The sequence below is a fragment of the Pseudoalteromonas sp. OOF1S-7 genome, from assembly GCF_022347765.1.
In the GTDB taxonomy this organism is placed as follows: Bacteria; Pseudomonadota; Gammaproteobacteria; order Enterobacterales; family Alteromonadaceae; genus Pseudoalteromonas.
The window spans coordinates 51,838-74,838 of the sequence record NZ_JAKRFZ010000005.1; the positions used below are offsets into that span (position 1 = coordinate 51,838).

General features: G+C 50.1%; 15 protein-coding genes. 8 read left to right on the forward strand and 7 right to left on the reverse strand.

The features are described 5' to 3' along the window. Nucleotides 1-40 precede the first annotated feature (40 nt). A complete protein-coding gene (locus MHN33_RS09300; RefSeq protein WP_239397708.1) occupies nt 41-2,056 on the reverse strand; it encodes a methyl-accepting chemotaxis protein in 2,016 nt (671 codons plus the stop codon). Between the two features lie 304 nt (nt 2,057-2,360). Here MHN33_RS09300 and MHN33_RS09305 point away from each other — a divergent pair, with 304 nt between their 5' ends. Beyond that, a complete protein-coding gene (locus MHN33_RS09305) occupies nt 2,361-3,650 on the forward strand; it encodes an FG-GAP repeat protein (protein ID WP_239397709.1) in 1,290 nt (429 codons plus the stop codon). Nucleotides 3,651-3,948: 298 nt separating this feature from the next. Here the strand turns inward: MHN33_RS09305 and MHN33_RS09310 are convergent, their stop codons facing one another. Then, nucleotides 3,949-4,335: a hypothetical protein gene (locus MHN33_RS09310; protein ID WP_239397710.1), complete on the reverse strand. Its 387-nt coding sequence runs from the start codon at nt 4,333-4,335 to the stop codon at nt 3,949-3,951. 179 nt (nt 4,336-4,514) lie between these two features. Here MHN33_RS09310 and MHN33_RS09315 point away from each other — a divergent pair, with 179 nt between their 5' ends. Further along, nucleotides 4,515-5,675 (forward strand): helix-turn-helix domain-containing protein, encoded by a 1,161-nt coding sequence (locus MHN33_RS09315; RefSeq protein ID WP_239397711.1) that lies wholly within the window; start codon nt 4,515-4,517, stop codon nt 5,673-5,675. A gap of 147 nt (nt 5,676-5,822) precedes the next feature. Here the strand turns inward: MHN33_RS09315 and gorA are convergent, their stop codons facing one another. Continuing rightward, nucleotides 5,823-7,181 (reverse strand): glutathione-disulfide reductase, encoded by a 1,359-nt coding sequence (gene gorA, locus MHN33_RS09320; RefSeq protein ID WP_239397712.1) that lies wholly within the window; start codon nt 7,179-7,181, stop codon nt 5,823-5,825. A 253-nt stretch (nt 7,182-7,434) separates the two neighbouring features. On the opposite strand from gorA, the gene prlC reads away from it, so the two are divergent. From prlC to MHN33_RS09350, 6 genes are all read left to right on the forward strand, one after another. Then, nucleotides 7,435-9,480, forward strand: coding sequence for an oligopeptidase A (prlC, locus tag MHN33_RS09325; protein ID WP_239397713.1), 2,046 nt, complete (start codon nt 7,435-7,437; stop codon nt 9,478-9,480). Nucleotides 9,481-9,638: 158 nt separating this feature from the next. Further along, the gene (locus tag MHN33_RS09330; protein WP_239397714.1) at nt 9,639-10,778 is read left to right on the forward strand and encodes a response regulator; all 1,140 of its coding nucleotides are present in this window, start codon (nt 9,639-9,641) and stop codon (nt 10,776-10,778) included. A gap of 85 nt (nt 10,779-10,863) precedes the next feature. Continuing rightward, the gene (locus MHN33_RS09335) at nt 10,864-11,619 is read left to right on the forward strand and encodes a class I SAM-dependent methyltransferase (RefSeq protein WP_239397715.1); all 756 of its coding nucleotides are present in this window, start codon (nt 10,864-10,866) and stop codon (nt 11,617-11,619) included. 560 nt (nt 11,620-12,179) lie between these two features. After that, complete coding sequence (locus tag MHN33_RS09340) at nt 12,180-14,105, forward strand: methyl-accepting chemotaxis protein (protein WP_239397902.1); 1,926 nt, start codon at nt 12,180-12,182, stop codon at nt 14,103-14,105. A gap of 133 nt (nt 14,106-14,238) precedes the next feature. Beyond that, nucleotides 14,239-15,237, forward strand: coding sequence for a DUF4350 domain-containing protein (locus MHN33_RS09345; RefSeq protein WP_239397716.1), 999 nt, complete (start codon nt 14,239-14,241; stop codon nt 15,235-15,237). Between the two features lie 91 nt (nt 15,238-15,328). Beyond that, nucleotides 15,329-16,891 (forward strand): bifunctional GNAT family N-acetyltransferase/carbon-nitrogen hydrolase family protein, encoded by a 1,563-nt coding sequence (locus MHN33_RS09350; protein WP_239397717.1) that lies wholly within the window; start codon nt 15,329-15,331, stop codon nt 16,889-16,891. Between the two features lie 42 nt (nt 16,892-16,933). Here MHN33_RS09350 and MHN33_RS09355 read toward each other — a convergent pair whose 3' ends face one another. The 4 genes from MHN33_RS09355 to MHN33_RS09370 all read right to left on the reverse strand — a co-directional run bounded on the left by MHN33_RS09355 (nt 16,934) and on the right by MHN33_RS09370 (nt 22,874). Next, nucleotides 16,934-17,359 carry a hypothetical protein gene (locus MHN33_RS09355; RefSeq protein ID WP_239397718.1) on the reverse strand — a complete coding sequence of 142 codons (426 nt, stop codon included), beginning with the start codon at nt 17,357-17,359 and terminating at the stop codon, nt 16,934-16,936. An 11-nt stretch (nt 17,360-17,370) separates the two neighbouring features. Beyond that, nucleotides 17,371-19,179: a S8 family peptidase gene (locus MHN33_RS09360; protein ID WP_239397719.1), complete on the reverse strand. Its 1,809-nt coding sequence runs from the start codon at nt 19,177-19,179 to the stop codon at nt 17,371-17,373. Between the two features lie 378 nt (nt 19,180-19,557). Then, entirely contained in the window at nt 19,558-22,404 is a 2,847-nt protein-coding gene (locus MHN33_RS09365) for a valine--tRNA ligase (RefSeq protein WP_239397720.1), read from the reverse strand. A gap of 23 nt (nt 22,405-22,427) precedes the next feature. Beyond that, nucleotides 22,428-22,874 carry a DNA polymerase III subunit chi gene (locus MHN33_RS09370; RefSeq protein ID WP_046004999.1) on the reverse strand — a complete coding sequence of 149 codons (447 nt, stop codon included), beginning with the start codon at nt 22,872-22,874 and terminating at the stop codon, nt 22,428-22,430. Nucleotides 22,875-23,001: the final 127 nt, after the last annotated feature.

The following is a 23,001-nucleotide window of genomic DNA, read 5'->3' on the forward strand; positions in this document are numbered from 1 at the left end:
CGTGTTTTTTCACTCAGCCAGCCCAGTTCTATCAATGTGGTTAACCCTTGTCCTGATTCGCAAGGGCGGTTAATTCTCTGGCTTCTTCATGGATCACGTTGATATTTTCGTTGATCGCCTCACAGGTTACACTTTGCTGCTCTACTGCGGCGGCTATCTGAGTCATATCCTGGCTAATGCCGTCGATTGAGCTTACGATGCCATCAAGCGAGGCGACAGCCTCGCGGCTTTGTTCTGCTGTCGTTTGGGAGGATTCAACGCTGTTTTGAACTTTTGATACCGCTGCGTTTACCCCAATACTAAGCTGACTGATCAACTCATTAATTTCCTCCGTTGAAGCACGTGTTTTAGACGCTAAGCTCCGGACTTCATCGGCGACCACCGCAAAGCCTCTGCCTTGTTCACCCGCTCTTGCGGCTTCAATGGCGGCATTCAGGGCCAGTAAATTGGTTTGTTCGGCGATCATATTGATTACATTCACAATGTTGCCTATGTTTTCGCTGCTTGTAGCCACTTCACTAATGGCTTGTTTAACGGAATTAACTTCGTCCGATAAAGCCCGGATCTCGCTGACAGTACGAGTCAGGTCGCTCTGAGTGTGTTTGGCCGCCTGCAAAGCAGCATGGGCTTTGTCGGCAGACTGGGTAGCCAGATTCGCTACTTCAGAAATGGTGGCGGACATTTCGTTGGTGGAAGCTGCAACGCTCTCTAGCTCCTGATTTTGCTTGCGGGTACTGGCACAGATCACCTGATTGTGATTGCGTAGTGCCTGGCCAATTTCCTTACGACGTTTCGCCATGGTTTTAATTGCTATAGCAACGTGATCTTTGTCACTTCGCAGCTGCATGTCGATATCGAAATTCCCCTGAGTGATAGATAAGCAGGCCCTCTCAATACTACGGTAGGAGTCGACGACGCGACTAAGACTGGCTTCCATTTTTGAAATTTCATCTTCCTGAACACTTGTGTGCTGCGTGATCCCTGAAATATCACCCTGCGCCACTTGTTCAGCCATTGCGACTGCTCGTTCGATGCGTTGGCTAATTTTTTGAATAAACCAGACTGAAAGGACGATCAGAATTATCATGCACACGATGCTGAACAGGGCCATTTTGCCAAACATCGCTTGCACTTGGGAGAGCACGGTATCTTCTGATTCCCTGCCTATCACTTGCCACTCTCCCGATGAGATGTAGGCAGATGCAAAGTAATACGATTGTTTGAGCACCGGATCAGTAGTCAGCGTGATCTGACTGTTGCGCTTGTCTTTAAATAACTGGCCAAATATACCAGCATATGGGGTTTGGGTCAGTGCTTTGGTGCGTAGTGACTGATTCTCAAAGGTGGCGGCGATAACCTTACCACTCTGGCTGAGCAGGAATAGATCAATGCCCGTGCGCTGTTTCACGCCGTCCAGATAGTGACTGACCTCATCCAGCGCTTTGTCTACGCCCGCGATCCCCTGGAATTCGCCACTGGCTATGATGGGATAGGAATACTCCACTATCATGTTGCCCTCGTAGATATAGGGCTCGGTGATCATAGCAGTGGCCTGAGCGGATTTTAAAAAGCGTTGCTTCACGCCATTGTAATAAAGGCTGGATTCCATATCCACCAGGGGCGCAATGGCAATACTGCCGCCATCTCGGTACCAGTAAGGCAAAAAGCGCCCTGATTGATCCACGCTTTGTGCAACCTGTGTGGAGTCGCTGGCCTGCTGATCCTGGCCATCGGCATTGGGCTCGTAACCAAAATAGGCACCTGTATATTCGGGAAATTCAGCCAGGGTCCTCCTGCTCAATGCCAGTGAGCTGTCACGATTGCCAAACAGGCCATTCTCTTGTGCTAACACTAACATTTTTGCTGTTCTGGAGGCGATTGCGTTCTGCTGGTTTAACTCAAGCGCGACGTTTCTCACGGTTTGTGCTAGTGAGTGCTCAGCCTGTTGTCGTGTCAGATCCATGGACATTGACGCTAACAACACGATAATTGCAAAGATCACAATCAGGGTAGGCAGAGTAAGGTAAAGTGCAATTTGAACCTTGAGACTTTTCATAATCAGATCAACTTGGCCAGTTTATCTAATCATGGTCAATTATTCTGGATCCGCAAATGCAGTTGTGTGTTCAGGTTAATCCTACCCTGAGTCCTCAAACAAAGTAGCTATCTTCCAGATTATGTGGAATGGCGCATGAGTATGGATACGAATGATTTTGTGCCAATCTTGAGTAAAGTGTTCGCGGAGCTTTTAGCCTGTTTGCACAAATTGAATTTGTCAAAATGCTGAATCAGACTATTGAAAAACAATCAAAAATCAGACAGGTTATACAGGGCTAACTGGAAAGATGAGGAAGGAACGGGTGAAGTTAAAACCAACCATGAAATATGGCGTCTGCGCCATACTGACCGTACTTGCCGGTCACAGCGTTGCACAAGACAGATTATTGGCTAATGATGGCAGGGCGCAAGATTATTTTGGCTACGGCGCGGCAATTGACGGCAATACGGTGCTGGTGGGCGCACATCAGGCCGATGTGAATGGCATCAAAGATGGCGGTGTCGGGTATGTGTATGTGCTCGGTGATAAAGGCTGGCAGCAACAGGCTAAGCTGATCGTCTCACCCCTGTTCGCCGACGACACGTTGGGTGGCAAGGTGGTTCTGAATAATCATACCGCCATGCTCGGTGGCATGAGGCGCGATGATAAAGGCGAAGATGCCGGCGCGGTGGTGGCCTTTGAGCGCTATGCCGATAAATGGACACAGACGCAGATTTTTACCGCGCCCGATGCCAAACCCGGAGATGCCTTTGGCCAGAGCCTGGCATTAACAGACAAGACACTGGTCATTGGCGCGCCGCGTAACGATGCAAAAGCGAATGATGCTGGTGCTGCCTATATTTTTCAGCGCACAGGGGGGAGCTGGCGCTACCACAGCAAAATCACCGCCAGCGATGGCGCTGCGGGAGATTTATTTGGCATCGATGTCGCGATAGATGGTAACACCATTATCGTTGGCGCTGACTTACATGATAAAACCGCAGAAAACGCTGGCGCTGTATACATTTACGTGCAAGACGGGGAGCAATGGCATCAGCAGGCTAAGTTGATGGCTTCTGATGGTGGTGACACCGATATCTTTGGCGTCAGGGTCGCAATTTCGGGGGATACGGCACTGATTTCTGCACGACGCGATGACTTAGAGGGTCTGGGCGTGGATGCCGGCTCTGCCTATATTTTTGAGCGACAGGGCACGCGCTGGACCGAGGCGCAGAAATTGACTTCTCCTGATGGTGCAGCCGATGATCGCTTTGGTCGCGGTGTAGCACTGAGCGGCGATACCGCCATCATCAGCGCCATGAATCATGATGCGCAGGGCAAAGACACTGGCGCATTATATGTTTATAAAAAACACGCTGAAGGCTGGCACTATTCATCCAAAGTGGTTGCTAAACATGCGCAGCCAGGCGATCAACTCGGCTGGAACGTCGATCTCTCCGACGGTAAAGCTGTGATAGCCACCCCACATCATGACGCCAACGGCAAAGAGTCCGGTGCGGTCTACGTACAGGACCTGAACCAGTACAGCGCGGTTCATATTGAAAACCGGGTTGCGACTGCAAGCAAAGGCGAAGGTAAGTCTTCGCAGTAATTAAACTCAATACAATCAGATGTTAGAGTGGGTTATGTTCTGAACAGAAGCCGTAATCTGACGTCTGATCAATTGCTGGAATCAACAATGAAGTTCTGAAAAAGCAATGAGTCGAAAATTGAAACTAACAATGGTGTTTTTTTGTTGTGTGATTGATTCATGACTTTCTTTTATATAATGAATACGCTGGTTTTTATTTCGATTAGCTTTGATAAATCATTCAATTATATAGAAGTTATGTTGGTTTTTAACAAGCAGAGGTTTATATCCACCTCTGCTTGTCTGTGTTTGTGTCCCTTCAATGCTGAGTACTATATGCTTTTTGACTGCCAGCACCTTTTTTCCACTGGAGTGCTCCAGATAAAGAAAACGCCAGTATTAACCCCATTAAAATCGTCGTGACGACTTTCGCTACCCACGGATCTTGCACCGCGAATGCTGCTGCGTAACTAAACGTGAGTATGTTCGCGAACAGAGAAGTAAGGTGAATTCTAAAGCTTGCCTCTTTTTCTTTTAATCTTGCAATGTTGAGCGTGCAGGAGATTAAAAATGCGATGACCATGCCTGGGTTGCTCATCTGTTCCGGAGTAAGTTTAAAATTAAGGCTTATAAATACCATAGCGCCATATGCCACTGCGATTACGATGACAATGTAATTGAATAGTAACTCTATCTTAGACTTCATACTTAACCTCTAATTTGTTGGTGTAGTTTTGTATGTTAAGCTCATGCCAAGCGCTTTTCGGTGATACAGGCCAGTATGGACTGTTTATTTTTACCTTTTTGATTTGTCTGTTTTTTATTTCTTTTTGAAAGGTGCGAAGAGGCCAGATTGGACGTGTTTTTGAATAAAAGGGAGTCTTGATGTTCAGTTTTAGTAATATCGTTGCCTTAGGCTGTATTCAAGCCTGCATTCAATCTATGTATCTCTTAGGGTTTTCTGGTCCGGGCAGATTGCTAGCTGTTTTTATACTTCTCATTTCAACCAATATGTGCGTTGGCTTCTATGTCGACGGCGGTCTTTTTAAACCTGATATGTTACCCATTACAATTTGGGAGAGCTTAAATAGCTACTTATTACTGGGTCCCATTTTTATGGCGTTTGTTATGACAATGACGGATTCAGCGTATCGATTTAATAAAAAAGATGTGATTCATCTATTACCCTTTCTCGTTTGGGTAGGTTATCTCTGTTCAATATCACTGCATGAGCAAAGTGATTTCCTGGCTGAGCAAGCTGTAAACTTACATACAGTATCAACCAGACCCTTTACTGAGCGATTTTCCATTATACCCCTGGTAACGGCAGGGCATTTTTGTCTTTATCTGGCTTATGGTAGTTGGCAGATTTTTATGTTTTGGTTGAAACAACGCAATAGCAGTATTTTTAGCCAACTGTGTTGGTTGCTTGTCGTCACTTTGATTTGTTGCCTGATGATGGTCAGTGTGTTTATCGTCTCTGTGACAGCCGTAATTATGGAACTTGATAAATCAGATATGCTGATTGCTTTGAGTTATTTGTCTACTGTGGTGGGCATATTTTCTATAAGTTATCTGTTGATTTGCTATGGGAGGCCTGCAGGCTTTAATCGTGTTCTCGCAAAGGAGGATATGACTGATACTGCTAAAGACCTCGCTGAGCAAATCAAACCTGAGGTATCAACGCAACAAAAAGGACTCTTGATGTTGGTCGAGCAAGAGCTCAGAACCAACAAACTTCATCTACAACCTGATTTCAGCCAAATTCAACTGGCAGAAAAACTGAATATAAGCAGGCATCAGCTGTCTGATGTGTTGGCCCTGCATTCTTCAGGTGGGTTCTATGAGCTGGTAAACCAATTAAGGGTGGATGCGGTGATTGAGGAACTGGGAAAAAGACCTAAAAGTGACAGGTTAATTAATATTGCCTACGATTGCGGATTTAATTCAAAATCTAGCTTTAATCAGGTGTTTAAAAAATACACAGGGAAAACGCCGAGTCAGTATCGTGATATGGTTAAAACAAGTAGGGCAGAATCACCCTAAGAGGGAATAATGTGCATAAAGCACCGTTACGCTCTGTTCAGATAGGGTTGTCGTGGGGGATAATTCTATCCCTTCATTTAAAAGCCCTTCAAAAACGCGAGCAGCTGTAGCAGACTCGCGTTTTTAGTTTATTGATTACGAAGAGGTTTATCTCATCGTCACAAATTCCTCAGATCCCGTCGGGTGAATAGCCACAACCGAGTCAAAGTCGGCTTTGGTGGCGCCCATCTTCATGGCCACGGCAAAACCCTGGATCATTTCATCAACCGCAAAACCGATGCCGTGCAGGCCGACGATTTTTTCGTCCTCACCGGCACACACCAATTTCATTTTGCATGGCTGGCGGTGCTGAGTGACGGCGGTGTACATGGCGGCGAAGGTCGAGGTGTAGATCTTGATGTTGTCCTCGCCGTACAGCTCTATGGCTTCTGGCTCGGTCAGGCCGATGGTGCCGATCGGCGGGTGGCTGAAGACCACGGTTGGAACCAGGTTATAGTCCATTTTGACGTTGGGCATCTCCGGGTTAAACAGGCGCTCGGCCAGCATACGACCGGCTTTAACCGCAACAGGGGTCAGCTCAATGCCGCCGTCCATGATGTCGCCCAAAGCGTAAACGCCAGATACCGAGGTGTTCTGATATTCGTCGACTTTGACATAGCCGCCGTCTGTGACGGCCACATCGGTGGCAGCCAGGTTGATTTTATCAGTCACTGGCTCACGACCAATCGCCCAGATCACTTGCTCAACTGTGTGTGATTCGCCATTTTCAAGGTGCAGAGTCACGCTGCCGTCGTCATTTTTGCTCAGTGACTTAGGTACGCTGTGGGTGTGTAGTGTTGGCCCTTCTTTGTCCATGACTTCGGTCAGGGTGTCGACCAGGATAGGGTCAAAGTTACGCAGCGGCGCATGTTTACGCACAAACAGGTGCGTTTCTGTGCCCAGGCTGTGCAGTACGCCTGCCAGCTCAACGGCAATGTAGCCCGCGCCAATCACGGCCACGCTTTTTGGTTGTGCCTTGAGTTCAAAGAAATCATTGGAATCAATGCCCAGCTCAGCACCCGGGATATTCGGAATGGACGGGCGACCACCCACGGCAATACAGATATGGTCGGCAGTGTAGTGCTCGCCGTTGACTTCAACCGTGTTGTTATCAACAAATTTGGCAAAGCCGTTGATCACAGTGACGCCATTGCTGGCCAGGTACTTGTTGTAGCCCTGGTGGATACGGCCAATGTAGGCTTCGCGGCTCTCGACCAGTTTGCCCCAGTTGAAGTCTTTTACTTCTACATCAAAGCCATAATCCGGTGCGTACAGCTTAATGGCTTCGGCAACCTGTGCGCCATGCCACATCACTTTTTTAGGTACGCAACCCACATTTACGCAGGTGCCGCCCATGTGTTTGGCCTCAATAAGGGCGACTTTCGCGCCGCGCATTGCCGCCCGGTTAGCCGAGGCAATCCCGCCGCTGCCGCCACCAATGGCGATATAATCAAAATGTTGTGCCATGCTTTAATCTCTATAAATGCTGATAAATGGCCCTAGCTTAACACTATATCTGCCGGGGCAAAGTCTGGCGGGATGAATTTTTCCGATGACGGTCATCGCTTTTTTCGATGAACGAGTGAGGTTGCGAGTGAACAGCGCGTGTATTGCCATACAGCGACCCTATTTAATTTATCAGGATTGGCTAGGAGGCCTTGTTTTTTGTCAAAAAACACCCCAAATACATGAGATATGCAAAGATCAAGAGAGAGGCGTTATGACTAACCCGTTAATTGGCATGGAAGGCTTGCCACCGTTTTCAAAAATCAAACCAGAACACGTTGTAGAGGCACTTAAACAGGCCATCGAGCAATGCCGTAACACCATAGATGAAGTCTTAAAAAACGATTCATACAGCTGGGAAAACCTGGTCCTGCCGCTCGAAGAAGTCGATGACAGGCTGTCTCGCATGTGGTCGCCTGTGTCGCATATGCATTCGGTCGTCAATAGCGACGCACTGCGTCAGGCCTATGATGCCTGCCTGCCTTTGATCTCTGAATATAGTACTTATGTTGGTCAGCATCAGGGGCTGTATAAGGCCTATAAGTCGCTGAAAGAGTCTGACTCCTTCGCGACGCTTAGCACGGCGCAGCAAAAAACCATTAATAATGCACTGCGAGACTTCCAGTTGTCGGGCATTGCACTGGCACCAGAGCAACAGAAGCGTTATGGCGAGATCAGCGCGCGTTTGTCGGAGCTGGCCGCCAAATTTGGTAATAACGTGATGGATGCGACACAGGCCTGGACTAAGCATGTCACCGACGAGGCCGAGTTGTCTGGCTTACCAGAGTCTGCACTGGCGCTGGCAGCGCATACGGCGCAAAGTAAAGAATTAGAAGGCTGGGTGTTTACTTTAGACATTCCGTCTTATCTGCCGGTGATGACCTATGCGGATAACCGAGAACTGCGTGAAGAAATGTATCGCGCCTTTGTGACGCGCGCATCAGATCAGGGGCCCAACGCCAACGAATTTGATAACTCAGCACTGATGAGCGAGGAGCTGGCACTGCGTCACGAACTGGCACAATTGCTGGGCTTTGACAGCTACGCAGATAAATCGCTGGCGACCAAAATGGCACAGTCGCCGGAGCAGGTCTTTACTTTCTTAAACGACCTGGCCTTGCACGCTAAGCCACAGGCCGAAAAAGAGCTGGCTGAGCTTAAAGCATTTGCAGAAAAAGAACATGGCGCGACTGAGCTGGCCGCATGGGATTACGGCTACTATGGCGAAAAGCTTAAGCAGGCGAAGTACGCCATATCCGATGAGCTACTGCGTCCTTATTTCCCCGCCGATACGGTGCTCAAAGGCTTGTTTGAAACCGTACATCGCCTGTTTGGCATCAGAGTCTCTGAGGTTAAAGATTTTGATAGCTACCATCCTGATGTGCGTTTCTTTGCTATTCATGATGCGCAGGATACCTTACGCGGTCATTTCTATCTGGACCTGTATGCCCGAGAGCACAAGCGTGGCGGCGCCTGGATGGATGACTGCATGGGCCGTAAAGTGCGTGCCAGTGGCGAGCTACAAACGCCGGTGGCATACCTGGTGTGTAACTTTAATAAAGCGGTAGGCGATAAACCTGCGTTGTTTACCCATAACGAAGTCACGACCTTATTCCATGAGTTTGGTCATGGTATTCACCATATGCTGACTCAGGTTGATGCCGCACCGGTTGCGGGGATCAATGGAGTTGCCTGGGATGCCGTGGAACTGCCCAGTCAGTTCCTGGAGAACTGGTGCTACGAGGAAGAAGCGCTGGCCTTTATCTCTGGTCATTACGAAACGGGTGAGTCATTACCAAAAGAGCTACTCGATAAACTGCTGGCGGCGAAAAACTTCCAGTCGGCGATGCAGATGCTGCGTCAGCTGGAGTTCTCCTTGTTTGATTTCCATATTCATGCCGATTACGATCCGGCCAGGCCGTGCCAGATCCAGCAAACGCTGAATGCCGTACGAGAAAAAACCGCCGTGGTGAAAGCGCCCGAGTTCAATCGCTTCCAGCACAGCTTTAGCCATATTTTTGCCGGTGGCTACAGCGCGGGTTATTACTCGTATAAGTGGGCCGAAGTATTATCTGCGGATGCCTTCTCGCGGTTTGAAGAAGAGGGGATTTTCAATCGTCAGGCCGGTGCTGACTTTATGCAGCATATCCTGGAGAAGGGCGGTTCAGAAGAGCCTATGGCCCTGTTTACCCGCTTCCGTGGTCGCGAGCCAAGTGTAGACGCACTGCTGCGTCACAGTGGCATCGAAAAAGCAGCATAAGTACTGCACTTTGGTGGCGTTTTGAACATCTGTTCCCCGCATGCCACCAGAGCCGCCTCAAAAACACCACATAAGCACTTTGTGTGGTGTTTTCCATTCGCAAATTAGACAGTTCACGCTATGCTGTTTTAAAGAACTAACCTTGTAGGGACCGCTGCATGAGCAATTTAGTACTGGCCATTGACGACGATAAACTGGTACACCACATTGTTGAACAATCCTTATTGCACAGTTGCAAAGTCATTCACGCTTACAGTGGCGAAGAAGGACTAAAAATGGCGGCGCAGCAGCGCCCGGATATCATCCTGCTCGATATTGAAATGCCCGGCCCTTCCGGCTTTGAGGTGTGTGAGCGATTAAAAGCCAACCCGCAGTTGTGCGATATTCCGGTGATGTTCTTATCGTCCAAAAGCGCCATTTCTGAGCGGATGCGTGGCTATAACGCCGGTGGGGCAGACTATATTGTTAAACCGTTCGACAGCGATGAAATGCTGGCACGGATCAAAGTACTGGACGAATATCGTCGCCAGTCGCTCAAGCTTAAGCAGGATGTACAAAAAGCACAGATCACCGCTGAAATCGCTATGTCGGATTCGGGTGATATGGGCCGCATAATGCGCTATGTGGGCCAGTCGTATCATGCCCATGACCTGAACACGCTGTCGGAGTACTTTTTTGAGTTTTTTGTGCCGTTACAGCTTCAGGTCGCGGTGGCGTTTTGGTACCACGACAGCGAAGTGTTTTACTCGCAGGAAGGGGCTATTCAGCCGCTGGAGCAAGAGCTGCTGGAAAAACACCGCGATGGCGACCGCTTTGTCGATTTTGGTCGCCGCACCATTATTAATTATCCCAAAGTGTCTTTGCTGATTAAAAACATGCCAACAGATGATGTCGGTTTGTACGGGCGCTATAAAGATCTGCTGCCGCACATTCTGGAAGCCACCAATGCCAAAATCAAAGATATGGAAGTTAGTGAAGTGGCACTAACAAAAGTGGAGCAAATCGGCCTCGCCTTTGAGGAGCTGAGCGACCAGCTGGGAGAAGTGGCGAGCGCCTATAATGACAAACTGGCGCAGTTTTCAGAGTATGTAAGCTGCGAGCAGGCCAATGGCAAACAGGCAGAGGCAAAGCTATTATTTGAGCATTTTTCACTGATCAACGATGATTTTTCAATTATCCGTTACAAACTGGGTGAGATAACCGAAGTGCGCCATGAACTGATCCAGAGCCTGAATCAGATGGCCAAACCCTGGGGCGAAGAAGACGTACCGGCACAAACCGACATAGAGCTATTTTAGCGGGGATAATGCGCAGCGCCACAAAGATTTCATAACTGTGATGATCCAGATATAATCCCAGTGTTTATACTTGCGGAGCCTGCTGTTGATCATCCATACCCCTTTTGCTGAAAACCGACCTCACCTAGAACGTATTGAGCAACAGTTTGCATTGCAAAGCTGGCAGCAGGCGAATCCAAACTTTCGGCTGACCTATGATGAAGCCGGCTTACAGTTATTAAAGCTGGATGAACCTAAACTAGGCGGTATCCGGGTCGATTTTGTGACCGGTGCCAGTGCCCATCGTCGTAAGTTTGGTGGCGGCAAAGGGCAGGCCATTGCTAAGGCGGTGGGGTTGAATAAAGGCGCCACTCCCGTGGTGTTGGATGCCACAGCAGGACTTGGGCGAGATGCCTTTGTGCTGGCTGCGTTGGGCTGCGAAGTGATATTACACGAGCGTCACCCGGTGGTGGCAGCCCTGCTGTTTGATGGCCTGGAGCGTGCGTATCAGGACAGTGAAATAGGCAGCTGGATGCAGCAAAATATGCGCATGATCTTTGGCTCCAGTCATGACCTGCTCGCTCAGAGTGAATTAAATCCAGATGTGGTTTACCTGGATCCTATGTTTCCGCATCGTGAAAAATCTGCCCAGGTTAAAAAAGAAATGCGGGTATTCCAGTCGCTGGTTGGCGGGGATGCCGATGCCGATGCCTTGTTACCATTTGCCTATGCACTGGCGACCAAACGCGTGGTGGTGAAACGTCCCGATTACGCGCCTTTCCTGAACGAGCAAAAGCCCAGCATGCAGATCGAGACCAAAAAGAACCGCTTTGATGTGTATGTTAAAGCCGCGATGAAGTAATACCAGCCTGCAAAACTCTGCCTGTTAGCTCGCACTCGATTTGAGTGCTACGCACAGGCGGCTCACAGTGCCGACAATTGCACCAACTCCCAGATCCTTTCCAGTCCTCCCGCACTTGATGCGGGATCTGCTAACAGGCAGCTCAGTGGAGCATTGGTGGCATTTGCTAAATTATCATGGTTCCCGGCTCGGAGGCCGGGAGCACTGAGGTGGAGGCTCGATGGCGGAGGTTATTAATCACCGACACTGTATTCAACGACGACGAGACGACATATCGGCTGAGTAACGAGCTGCAGAATACCTTCGGTAAGAACCTTACGTAAAAGCCATAAAAATGGGTGCTCAAATAGATTTTGGAAGCAGCAGAAAGATAGCCAAACCACCTTTGGATGCAGCATGCCACCTGTATGAAGTAAAGTTCCTGTAAAAGGTATAGAGTTCACCTACGCCAAAAGTATGTTTTTAAAACCGCCAGATTGTTTTTTGACCACTTTACATTAAACTGTCATAAAACATTAATAGTCTACGCCCGAATTTGAATCAATATGGCTGTAGTATCTATGCGTGTTTCTACCTTTACCCGGCTGCTTGCCGTGTTACTGGCGCTTGCCAGTATCGTGCTGGCTGCCACTTTGTTCTGGGCCAGTCAGGTCTTTAGTGAATTAGACAAACAAAACAACGCTTATGTTACGCTGAAAAACACCATACTGATCGATTTAGCCGGTACGGTCGAAGACTATCTGAGTACAGGCGACAGCCAGGAACTCAGCAAAGCCAGCGAACAAATAAGCGTTCTTAAGCAGCAACAATTGACAGCGCTGCCTTCAACACTAGCCGGGGATATGACCAGCAGGCTTGATGCGCTGGATAGTGACATTAACGGTAAATATCGTGCTCTGGGCAAGTTGTCGGGTAATGAAATGGCGCTACTGGACAATGCCATCAGGCAGATGTCGGGCTCGGCATCGTCTGTAATGAGTTACACCGCAAAAGCGCCTGAGCACCCGCTGGCGCCGCGCTACTATGCACTGGCATCAGATTATTATGGCGAAGTCACCAACCTCAGTATTTACACCTACCAGCTGGTGATCCACTTTGAACAGCAAACCCGACAAAACCTGATGAGCAGCGTGCGCCGTCTTCAGGAGTTGGCGCGGCAGATAGACCGTCTGGATAATCTGGGGGTGATGAGCGAAATTGATGAAGACGAGCTGTTTCTGGGAGCCGAAGCAGAAGACCTGGCGCTGGAGATCAAAGCTGAGCTGGGTAGCTGGCCCAAGCGTTTCAGTCGTGACCTGGAAAACACCCTGGCGCAGGCTGAGCAACGACAGCAGGGGATGGCGCAATTACGGGGTGATATTAAGGCTATTTCGGCACTGGTGTTGAGTGCTGAGGAAGCACTGCAGGCTGAGCAAAACGCACTCAAACAAAAGGTCTTTACCATCTTTGGTGTGGCCATAGGCCTGCTGGTGTTACTGGCCATTGCGGTGTATATCGTTCAGTTTAGCCAGGTACTCACGCCGCTTCGTCAGTTACGAAACGGCTTTGCTTTTCTGATTGAAAGCAATGAGCTGAAAAACATCGACAGCCAGAATGCCAATACTGAGATTGGCGAGATTGCCAGTTACTTCAATCAGTTGATTGAGCGTCAGCGTGGCGAAGCCGAAGAGCGTGAGCAAATGCTGGCAGTGATCAACGACTTTATGCAGGATATGAACACCAACCTGGCCAGCATCAGTGCGCTGGCAGAGACCACCTCAACCCAGGTAGAACAAAACCAGCAACAGCTGGATGAGATCAAAGCGCTGGGCGTTGAAGCCAGCGACATTAACCAGCAGGTAGCGGATAACGCCGGTGAAACCTTCTCTGCGATGAAGCAAAGTGTCGGCTATGCCGAATCCATGCTGAGTGCCAGTTCCAGTACTCAGCAGCGCGTGGAGCAGGGTTTGTCGAGTCTCAACGAGCTACTCAATGGCGTTGCGGATGTGGGCAAAGTCATTGAAATGATCCGCACCATTGCAGAACAAACCAACTTGCTGGCGCTGAATGCCGCCATTGAGTCGGCACGGGCCGGAGAGCACGGGCGAGGGTTTGCTGTTGTGGCCGATGAGGTGCGCAAGCTGGCACAACAAACCCAGGATTCACTCTCTGATATCAATGAGCAGCTGACTATTCTCAGCGATAATTCAAGCAAAGTATCTTCGCAGATCAGTGCACTGGCCGATGAAGCACAGCAACAGACTGAGCATGCCCAGGAGCTGAAGAGCAACTCGGAAGGTGTCGCCGAGCGGGCTCAGAGTGCTAATCAGGTTGCGGAGCACGCCATGGAGCTGGCTCAGCAGCAAAGCTCTCTGGTCGATAGTTTCAGTAGTGCCATGGCAACGATGAAACAACAGGTGAATGGCTCAAATCAGCAGGTGCGCGATATTCAGCACAGTCTGCAAGAGCAAATGGCCAAGATCCGTGAGAGTATTGGCATTCGCTAACTCGTTTTGAACAGACGTGCTCACTTATCTCTACCGGGAGAAGCGAGCGCATCTTTGACTGTCCCTGGCTGGCAAGTCGCGCGGATCTTTGCTAATACTTGCCCATGCGCGACTGATAAACAAGGACAGCACAATGAACTGGTTAGCCAAAACGCTGACAACGGGCTTGTTTGCACTGGGGCTGAGTGCCTGCAGCGATAGCAACCAGCAGGCCGACCCCGATTTTACCCCGCAAAACACCGAGCGCCGTTTCTCATCGGATAATAGCCCGCTCGTCTTATTCGATGAAGCACACCATAACTTTCTCACTATGCATGGCCGTTATCGGGCTTTTACTGACGTTTTACAAAGCGATGGTTACACCGTTATTGCCAGCACGCAGCCGTTTACCGAGGCACACCTTAACCAGGCCGATATTCTGGTGATTACCAACGCACTGGACCGACAGCGCAGCGACTTTAGCCCGCCATTTGGCAGCGCGTTTACAGCACAAGAGGTGGCTGCGGTGATGCGTTGGATAGAGCAGGGCGGTGCGTTATTTCTGGTAGCCGATCACACTCCGTTTCCCAGAGTGATAGACAATCTCACCACCGCGCTGGGCATTGAATTCAGCGATGGTCATGTTGGCAACGCGCACTTTAGCATCACAGATCAAACTCTGGCATCCCATGCAATCACGCTGGCCTCGGTGCCGGCACTGAGAAAGCTGCCGGGGGCAACGTCTATGACCGGGTTTGGGGTAACCAGTGCCGTAGGTGGGGCAGCCTCCGCTGCGGTGGCAGAGCCGCCATCCGGTCAAATTGAACAGGTGCGCTCATTTGGCGGCTCGGCTTTTAAGGTGCCGGATGGCGCAACCTCATTACTGACTCTGGGTCCGGGCGCGACGTCTGTGACCCCGGATATCCCCTTTCAGGTAACCGCCGATACGCCGCGCGTTGCTGTGGATGGCTGGAGCCAGGGGGCAGTACTGGAGCTTGGCAAAGGCCGGGTTGCAGTCTTTGCCGAAGGCATGATGTTTTCGTCTCAGCGCGATACCAGCAGCGGCAAAAAGTACGGCATGAACAGCGCCGGGGCCGAGCACAACGAGGGGTTTTTACTCAATGTTATGGCCTGGCTGGTACGTGCTGATTAGAGGGGGCGCTTATTGACTGCTGGCACTTGAATACGCAATTGCAGCGCCAATATCCTATTATAAACTACAAGTAAAATAAGCAGGAGACACAATGAGCGACAGTAATTTAACTGAAAACTTTGAACATAAACTCAATCTGCGCAGCCTGGAGGCGAGTGATTATGACGATCTCAAAGAGGTGATGGAAATTGTTTATCCTAACCTTGGCGGCGCGCCTTCACAGAGACAGTTCAGGGCTCAGCTCTCCAGCTTTCCACAAGGCCAGATCTGCATTGAAGACCATGGTAAAGTGGTGGCCGCGGCGTTTTCATTAATTGTGGATTACGATAAGTTTGGCGATCACCATACCTATGATGAAATCACCGGTGATGCCTACCTGACAACACACGACCCACTCGGCGATGTGCTGTATGGCGCAGAGGTGTTTGTCCACCCCGATTATCAGGGCATGCGGCTGGGGCGGCGTTTATACGAAGCCAGAAAAGAGCTGTGCCAGAACCTCAATCTTAAGTCGATTGTCGCGGGCGGGCGTATTCCCAACTACCAGCACTATGCCAGTGAAATGTCACCACAAAAGTACATTGAACTGGTTAAAAAGAAAGAAATTTACGATCCCATTCTGAGCTTTCAGCTGTCTAACGATTTTGAGGTGAAGCGGGTCCTCAATAAGTACATGCCCGAAGACAAGGAGTCCAAAGGGTATGCGACCTTGCTGGAATGGACCAATCTCTATTATGAGCGCAATGCGTCGCCTTTATTCGGTGCGGTTAAAAAGTCTGCCCGGGTGGGCTGCGTGCAATGGCAAATGCGACCACTTAATTCTGTGGAAGAGCTGACCCAGCATGTGGAGTTTTTCATTGATGCGCTGGCAGATTATCAGTGCGATCTGGCGCTGTTGCCTGAGCTCTTTAACGCCCCGTTAATGGGCATTGAAGCCCACGACAATTCGTTCGACTCGATCAAGGCACTGGCTGAATTTTCTAATGAAGTGGTCGAGGCCATTTCACATCTGGCGGTCAGTTACAATATCAACATTATCGCAGGCTCAATCCCGGTGATTGAAGACAAAGAGCTCTACAATGTGTCGTATTTCTGCCGTCGCGATGGCACCATAGAATCGCAAACGAAAATTCACCCAACCCCTTACGAAAAAAGCGCCTGGATCATGCAAGGTGGCGACAGCCTGAACGTATTCGACACCGACTTTGGTAAAATCGGGATCCTGATCTGCTACGATGTGGAGTTTCCGGAGCTGGCACGATTGCTCTCAGAGCAGGGCATGCAAATTCTCTTTGTACCATTTTGGACAGATACCAAGAATGCTTATTTGCGGGTACGTTGTTGTGCACAGGCCCGGGCCATCGAAAACGAATGCTATGTGGTAACAGCGGGCAGTGTGGGCAACCTGCCTAAAGTGGACGGCGCCGATATTCAGTACGCTCAGTCTGCGGTATTTTCCCCTTCAGACTTTGCCTTTCCCCATGATGCGACCATGGCAGAAACCACCCCGAATACGGAAATGACTTTGATAGTCGATCTGGATTTAGAAAAACTGCATGAGCTGCGCCATGAAGGGTCGGTCAGAAACTATCTTGACAGACGACGAGATCTGTATCGGATCAACTGGCTGGGTGAACAAAAAATTAAAAAATAACAACAGCCCAGCACCGTGCGGTGCTGGGTTTTATCTTTTGGACTACTCAGCTTCTAAGCCTTCGATATCAATACCGAACTGAGTATTGAGCACGCCACTCAAAGCCGTAATACGAGCCTTAAATTCGCGCAAGTCTGCACCTGTATCTGCGCTAAAAATGGCGCGACTGCCTCGAACATACACCAGATCCAGATCATGAGCTTTGGCAAATTCATTGGCGTTGATCATCGGCTCCAGCTCGGTGACCACTTCTCCGGTCAGGGTGTAGGCGGTACCTGATTTTACATCAATCAGGGAAGTACCGGCCTGCAAGGTGACACTGGCCGTTTGGTACGTTTTACCATTCAGGCTGAGCGTTTGCATGGTGCTTACGCTGAGTGGTTTCGCCTCGTAAACTTCGCTGCTGGAGGCACTGGCAACTGACATACCGCAGGCAAGTAATGCGGTTGTGATTAAGCATTTTTTCATGTTGGTGCTCCTTATTTACGACCAATAAAGCGAATGTCCCATGACTTCAGCAAGCCATCTTCGAGATTGTTTCTGTGCACCATGTTGACGTTGGGCGCACCCGCTGCGCGCGGATCAAAAATGTAGTATTCATCTTCGGCTGCAGTATCAATCACGCGTAGTGTCCATTCACCCTGTGCCGGTTCGCCATAGAAATGGTGGGTCAGCATTTGGCTGTTTTCCATGCCATTTTTACCCAGAATGGTTCCGGTGCGTGGTGTCATGATCACGCTGCGAGTACCCGCAGGAGAGATCAACTCAATGGCGAGATCTCGGGTGCTGGTGTGGTCGATATTGACGCGTACCTGAATCGCATCAACGGTCATCTCTTCAGTTGATTGATAAGTGCTTTGTACACCGTTTACATCGCCATCAGGGATCTCTGCGTTTGCGGTGATCATGAAGCGCTCAGTCTGAGTAAATTGTCCGAGGTTCAGGTTGTAGAATCGCGCCATGTTAACAGCAGCGTCTACATCCACGGCACCAAAGCCATAGTTATTGTGGAACGCGTAGCCGGCAGCATTGGTCTGCCATGCATCAATTGCCTGGTAACTGACGGTTTCGCCCTGAGCATCATTAAATGACAGCGAGACACCGGGGTTATCCGCATCTATCTGACGTGCAGTGGAGGCCAGAATATGACGGACATCTTGCCATGTCAGCGCCGGGTTTGCCGACATGATCAGGGCGATGGCACCGGCAGCACTGGGAGCGGCAGACGAAGTACCGTTAAAGCGCGCTCCATAATCGCAGGTGGGATCCAGTGGATGACCGCCGTGCAATGCGTTACGGCCATATGCCGGGTTATATCCTGCCTCGCAGCCACTCAAGTCTGTGGTGATCATCGCGGGTGAATAGACCCCGTACTGGCCACCTGTAGCCGATACAAACACCGCTGAGCCCACGGTGGAGTATGAAGAAAGCTGGCCATCGGCGTTATAAGCGGAAACAACCAGGTTCCAGAACGAGGTATCCATGCGTTCCAGGTTGACATTCTGTAATGGCAAGCCGTGGTTTTTATCATCAAAGCGCAAGTTGCCGGAGCCAAAGCGTGGATCCGTATATCTCTGGCTGGTGTAGCCATTACCGGCTGATTTTACAAACAACGCGCCGCGACCACCGTGCGTAGTGCGAGTGATCTCTTCCTGCGCCTCTTCATAGGTTTTAAGCCAGGGGTCTTCGTCATAGTCAAAGCCGACTGGTGCCGACAGCGTGCGACCATAGCTTTGGTTAAATATACGTGGGAAATCAAACGAATGCTTATTGTAACCATCGGAATACATGCCGTGAGACTGCAACCAGTTGGCGGTGTTGTAGTTGCCTGACGAGATCAGGTTAAAGCCCACAATACCGGCGCGTGGTGCGATGCCGCGTCCACCAATGCCATTGAATGCACTGGCAGCGATAATACCGGCAACCGAGGTACCGTGACGATCAGTAGGACCGCCAGGCACCAGATCGGGCGTGTCGGTGGTAAAGTTCCATGAACCCGGACGCACATTATCGCGCAAGTCTGGGTGGGTCAGCTCGACCGCGCCGTCAATGACCGCGGCGGTAACGCCGGTGCCCATAATACCCAGTGCATGGGTCAGCGACAGGTTCATATCTTCGCCAGCCTGACCGCCGCGCTCTGAAAACGCAGCCTGACCAGTATTTTGCAGATGCCACTGGTGAGATACCAGCGGATCGCCCGGCATCAGGGGATAGTCGGCAGCCGAAACGGCCACACTGTGTGAGGCCGCGATAAGCGTGGCCAGCATGGTGAGTTTGGTTTTTATCATGAGTTTGGATTCTTCTTCTTTCTGATTTGTCCCTATTTCTGCGTGTACCCTATATTGTCACATTTGAAAATGCAAGGTTGTTTATTTTGATATTTGGTTAATAAAAGAAGGGCGGTAATCCTGGCAAGTATAAATATTGCGTAACAACAGGCTGTTTTCAGACAGGTTGTGCTCAATCTGTATTATAAAATACTAGCTTATGTGCAACCTGGCAGATTGAATAACCTGGTGTTTATTGAATCCACAGTAAGCCGGAGGTGCTTTTGTGCCAGATTTTCGGCTGTAAATATTGCAGCTGGAATAGAAGGGAAGGTTTGGTCTGAAAAAAAGAAGCCGCTTAGCGACTTCTTTTTCAAAATAAACAACAGTCAATGACTGTTACAGGCTTTCGATTTTCGCTTTTTGCTCAAGCAACTTAGCTTTGGCATCGCTGTACTCAGCCAGTTTGGCCTTTTCTTTGTCGAGTACCGCCGCTGGCGCGTTGTTGACGAACTTCTCGTTTGCCAGCTTTTTCTCAACCTGTGCCAGACCTTTCTCTGCTTTTTCCAGCTGCTTGGCGATACGGGCCATTTCGGCTTCGACATCGATCAGACCCGCCATTGGGATCATGATCTCCAGGTCGCCGATAAAGGCAGTTGCCGATGCAGGTGCATCGTCTTTGCTTGCCAGTACCCTGATGTCTTCCAGTTTGGCCAGTGAACTCAGGAATGCCTGGTTGTCATCAAGACGACGCTGATCCTGTTCAGAGACATTGGCCAGCAATACGCCAAGCGGTTTGCTTGGGCTGATGTCCATCTCACCACGGATGTTACGGATAGCCAGGATGAACTGCTTAACCCACTCCAGGTCTTCCATCGCTTGTGTATCTACCTGCGACGCATCAAACTGTGGGAAGCTCTGTAGCATGATAGTGTTGGCTTCGATCCCTGCCAGTGGTGCAACACGCTGCCAGATGGTTTCTGTGATGTAAGGCATCAGCGGGTGCATCACGCGCAGCAGGCCTTCCAGCACCGTGATCAGGGTATGACGTGTACCACGCTGTTGCGCTTCGTTGCCCTTGAACAGAATTGGCTTAGTCAGTTCCAGATACCAGTCACAGAACTGGTTCCAGGTGAACTCATAAATGGTGTTCGCCGCCAGGTCAAAGCGGTAGTTGTCCAGGTGCTCGCTGAAGGTTTTTACTGTGTTCTGGAACTGGCCCAAAATCCAGCGATCTGCCAGAGACACCTGCATCTCGCCACCGTTGAAGCCACAATCCTGCTCTTCGGTGTTCATCAGCACGTAACGGCTGGCGTTCCACAGCTTATTACAGAAGTTACGATACCCTTCCAGGCGGTTCATGTCCCAGTTGATGTCACGACCGGTTGAGGCCATGGCGGCCAGGGTAAAACGCAGGGCGTCTGTGCCATGTGCTTCAATGCCATCGGCAAAGGTCTTGCGGGTGTTCTTTTCAATTTTAGCGGCCAGTTGTGGCTGCATCATGTTACCGGTACGCTTGTGAACCAGGCTTTCCAGATCGATACCGTCGATCATGTCCAGCGGATCCAGTACATTACCTTTCGACTTTGACATCTTGTCGCCATTTTCGTCGCGGATCAGACCGGTCACGTAAACGGTTTTAAAGGGCACCTGAGGCTTGCCTTGATCGTCTTTCACAAAGTGCAGTGTCATCATGATCATACGGGCAACCCAGAAGAAAATGATGTCGAAACCGGTTACCAGCGTGTCTGACGGGTGGAACATCTTCAGGTCGTCGGTGTTCTCTGGCCAGCCTTGCGTTGAGAAGGTCCACAGGGCAGATGAGAACCAGGTGTCCAGTACATCGTCGTCCTGGCTCAGCACCACGTCGTCTGTCAGGTTGTTGTCGCGGCGCACTTCGGCTTCGTCGCGGCCAACATACACATTGCCTTCATTGTCGTACCAGGCCGGAATACGGTGTCCCCACCACAGCTGACGAGAAATACACCAGTCCTGAATATCACGCATCCACGAGAAGTACATGTTTTCGTACTGTTTAGGCACAAACTGAATGTCGCCGTCTTCAACGGCTTTGATTGCCGGCTCAGCCAGTGGTGCAACGCGTACGTACCATTGGTCAGTCAGCAACGGCTCAATGACGACACCAGAACGGTCGCCGTAAGGTACGGTCAGGCTGTGGTCGTCGATTTTTTCCAGCAGGCCGGCTTGCTCAAACTCATCAACAATCAGTTTACGGGCATCGAAACGGTCCAGACCATGGAAGCGCTCTGGCAAGGGCGCATCCAGCTCCAGTGGCTTGCCATCAAAGGTGAAGGTTTCGCCTTCGCTTAAGATTGCCGCATCTTTGTTAAATACGTTGATCATGGGTAGCTGATGGCGTTTACCCACTTCGTTATCGTTGAAGTCGTGGGCCGGCGTGATTTTTACACAGCCTGTGCCTTTTTCCATATCGGCGTGCTCATCGGCAACGATTGGAATTCGGCGGTTGACGATCGGCAGTAAGATCTCTTTGCCGATCAGGTCCTGATAACGCTCATCGTCCGGGTTGACAGCCACGCCAGTGTCGCCCAGCATGGTTTCAGGACGGGTTGTAGCAACCACGATGTAATCTTTGCCGTCTTTGGTTTTAACACCATCTGCCAGCGGGTAACGCAGGTTCCACATGTGGCCCTGCTTGTCTTTGTTTTCTACTTCCAGATCAGAAATCGCAGTGTGCAGTTTCGGGTCCCAGTTCACCAGACGCTTACCGCGGTAGATCAGGTCGTCTTTATACAGACGTACAAATACTTCTTTGACCGCCTCAGACAGGCCGTCGTCCATAGTAAAGCGCTCACGATCCCAGTCTACCGAGGCACCAAGGCGACGAAGCTGTTTCGTGATGGTGCCACCTGACTCGTTTTTCCACTGCCAGATGCGGTTGATGAATTCATCGCGGCCCAGATCATGACGGGTTTTGCCTTCTTCAGCTGCCAGTTTACGCTCAACCACCATTTGTGTTGCGATACCAGCATGGTCTGTTCCCACCTGCCATAAAGTATTTTTGCCCTGCATACGCTGGTAGCGGATCAGGGTGTCCATGATGGTGTCCTGGAAAGCGTGACCCATGTGCAGGCTACCCGTGACATTCGGTGGCGGGATCATGATCGAATAGGCATCGCCCTGACCTGATGGCTTAAAGTAGCCATTCTCTTCCCAGCCTTGGTACAAAGACTGTTCGATATCTTGCGGATTATAGGTTTTATCCATTACACAGAACCTTAAAAAATACTTTAGTTGTCAATTTCTTTGGTTGAAATTTCAGCGCCGAGCTGACGCAGTTGCATGAACCGCTGGCGTGCCGCATGTTTGGCATTGCTTTCAACCGGCACAAAATCATAGATCTTGTCGAATCGGCGCACAAAATCCGGCAGCTGCTGTGCCAGATTAATCAAAATGGTGCGTCTGCCAACGGGTGGCATCTGGCCAATCTCGACCGGTGCGCCCCCTTTGGGGCCTTCGCCTTGCAGATTGTGAGGCACAAAACTGTCGGCCTCAAAACACCACAAATGCTCGTCAACCGCATGGGCATCTTCAACGCTGTCTACGTAAATAAAGACACGTTGTCCGGCGCGGTACAGCTTAGCGGCGCTGCGTGCGGCGAGATCAAAATGAGCCGGTACTGGTTTGCCCGGCTCATTGTCCTGCTTTAATACAAAAAAGCGTGCGTTGATGGTCATGACATGTGGTTTTCTAGCTAGCGAAACGCCCTGTCATAGTGGGTAAATCTGCAAATGACACGGCGTTCAAAATAAAGCCGCATTCTGACACAGAATGCGGCTATCATCAATCAACGTGGAGAGTGAC

Coding starts and splice junctions, on each gene's coding strand:
- MHN33_RS09350 (WP_239397717.1), top strand. CDS start 15,329: ATGAGCGACAGTAATTTAACTGAAAACTTTGAACATAAACTCAATCTG.
- MHN33_RS09370 (WP_046004999.1), bottom strand. CDS start 22,874: ATGACCATCAACGCACGCTTTTTTGTATTAAAGCAGGACAATGAGCCG.
- gorA (WP_239397712.1), bottom strand. CDS start 7,181: ATGGCACAACATTTTGATTATATCGCCATTGGTGGCGGCAGCGGCGGG.
- prlC (WP_239397713.1), top strand. CDS start 7,435: ATGACTAACCCGTTAATTGGCATGGAAGGCTTGCCACCGTTTTCAAAA.
- MHN33_RS09355 (WP_239397718.1), bottom strand. CDS start 17,359: ATGAAAAAATGCTTAATCACAACCGCATTACTTGCCTGCGGTATGTCA.
- MHN33_RS09300 (WP_239397708.1), bottom strand. CDS start 2,056: ATGAAAAGTCTCAAGGTTCAAATTGCACTTTACCTTACTCTGCCTACC.
- MHN33_RS09365 (WP_239397720.1), bottom strand. CDS start 22,404: ATGGATAAAACCTATAATCCGCAAGATATCGAACAGTCTTTGTACCAA.
- MHN33_RS09340 (WP_239397902.1), top strand. CDS start 12,180: ATGCGTGTTTCTACCTTTACCCGGCTGCTTGCCGTGTTACTGGCGCTT.
- MHN33_RS09310 (WP_239397710.1), bottom strand. CDS start 4,335: ATGAAGTCTAAGATAGAGTTACTATTCAATTACATTGTCATCGTAATC.
- MHN33_RS09360 (WP_239397719.1), bottom strand. CDS start 19,179: ATGATAAAAACCAAACTCACCATGCTGGCCACGCTTATCGCGGCCTCA.
- MHN33_RS09330 (WP_239397714.1), top strand. CDS start 9,639: ATGAGCAATTTAGTACTGGCCATTGACGACGATAAACTGGTACACCAC.
- MHN33_RS09345 (WP_239397716.1), top strand. CDS start 14,239: ATGAACTGGTTAGCCAAAACGCTGACAACGGGCTTGTTTGCACTGGGG.
- MHN33_RS09315 (WP_239397711.1), top strand. CDS start 4,515: ATGTTCAGTTTTAGTAATATCGTTGCCTTAGGCTGTATTCAAGCCTGC.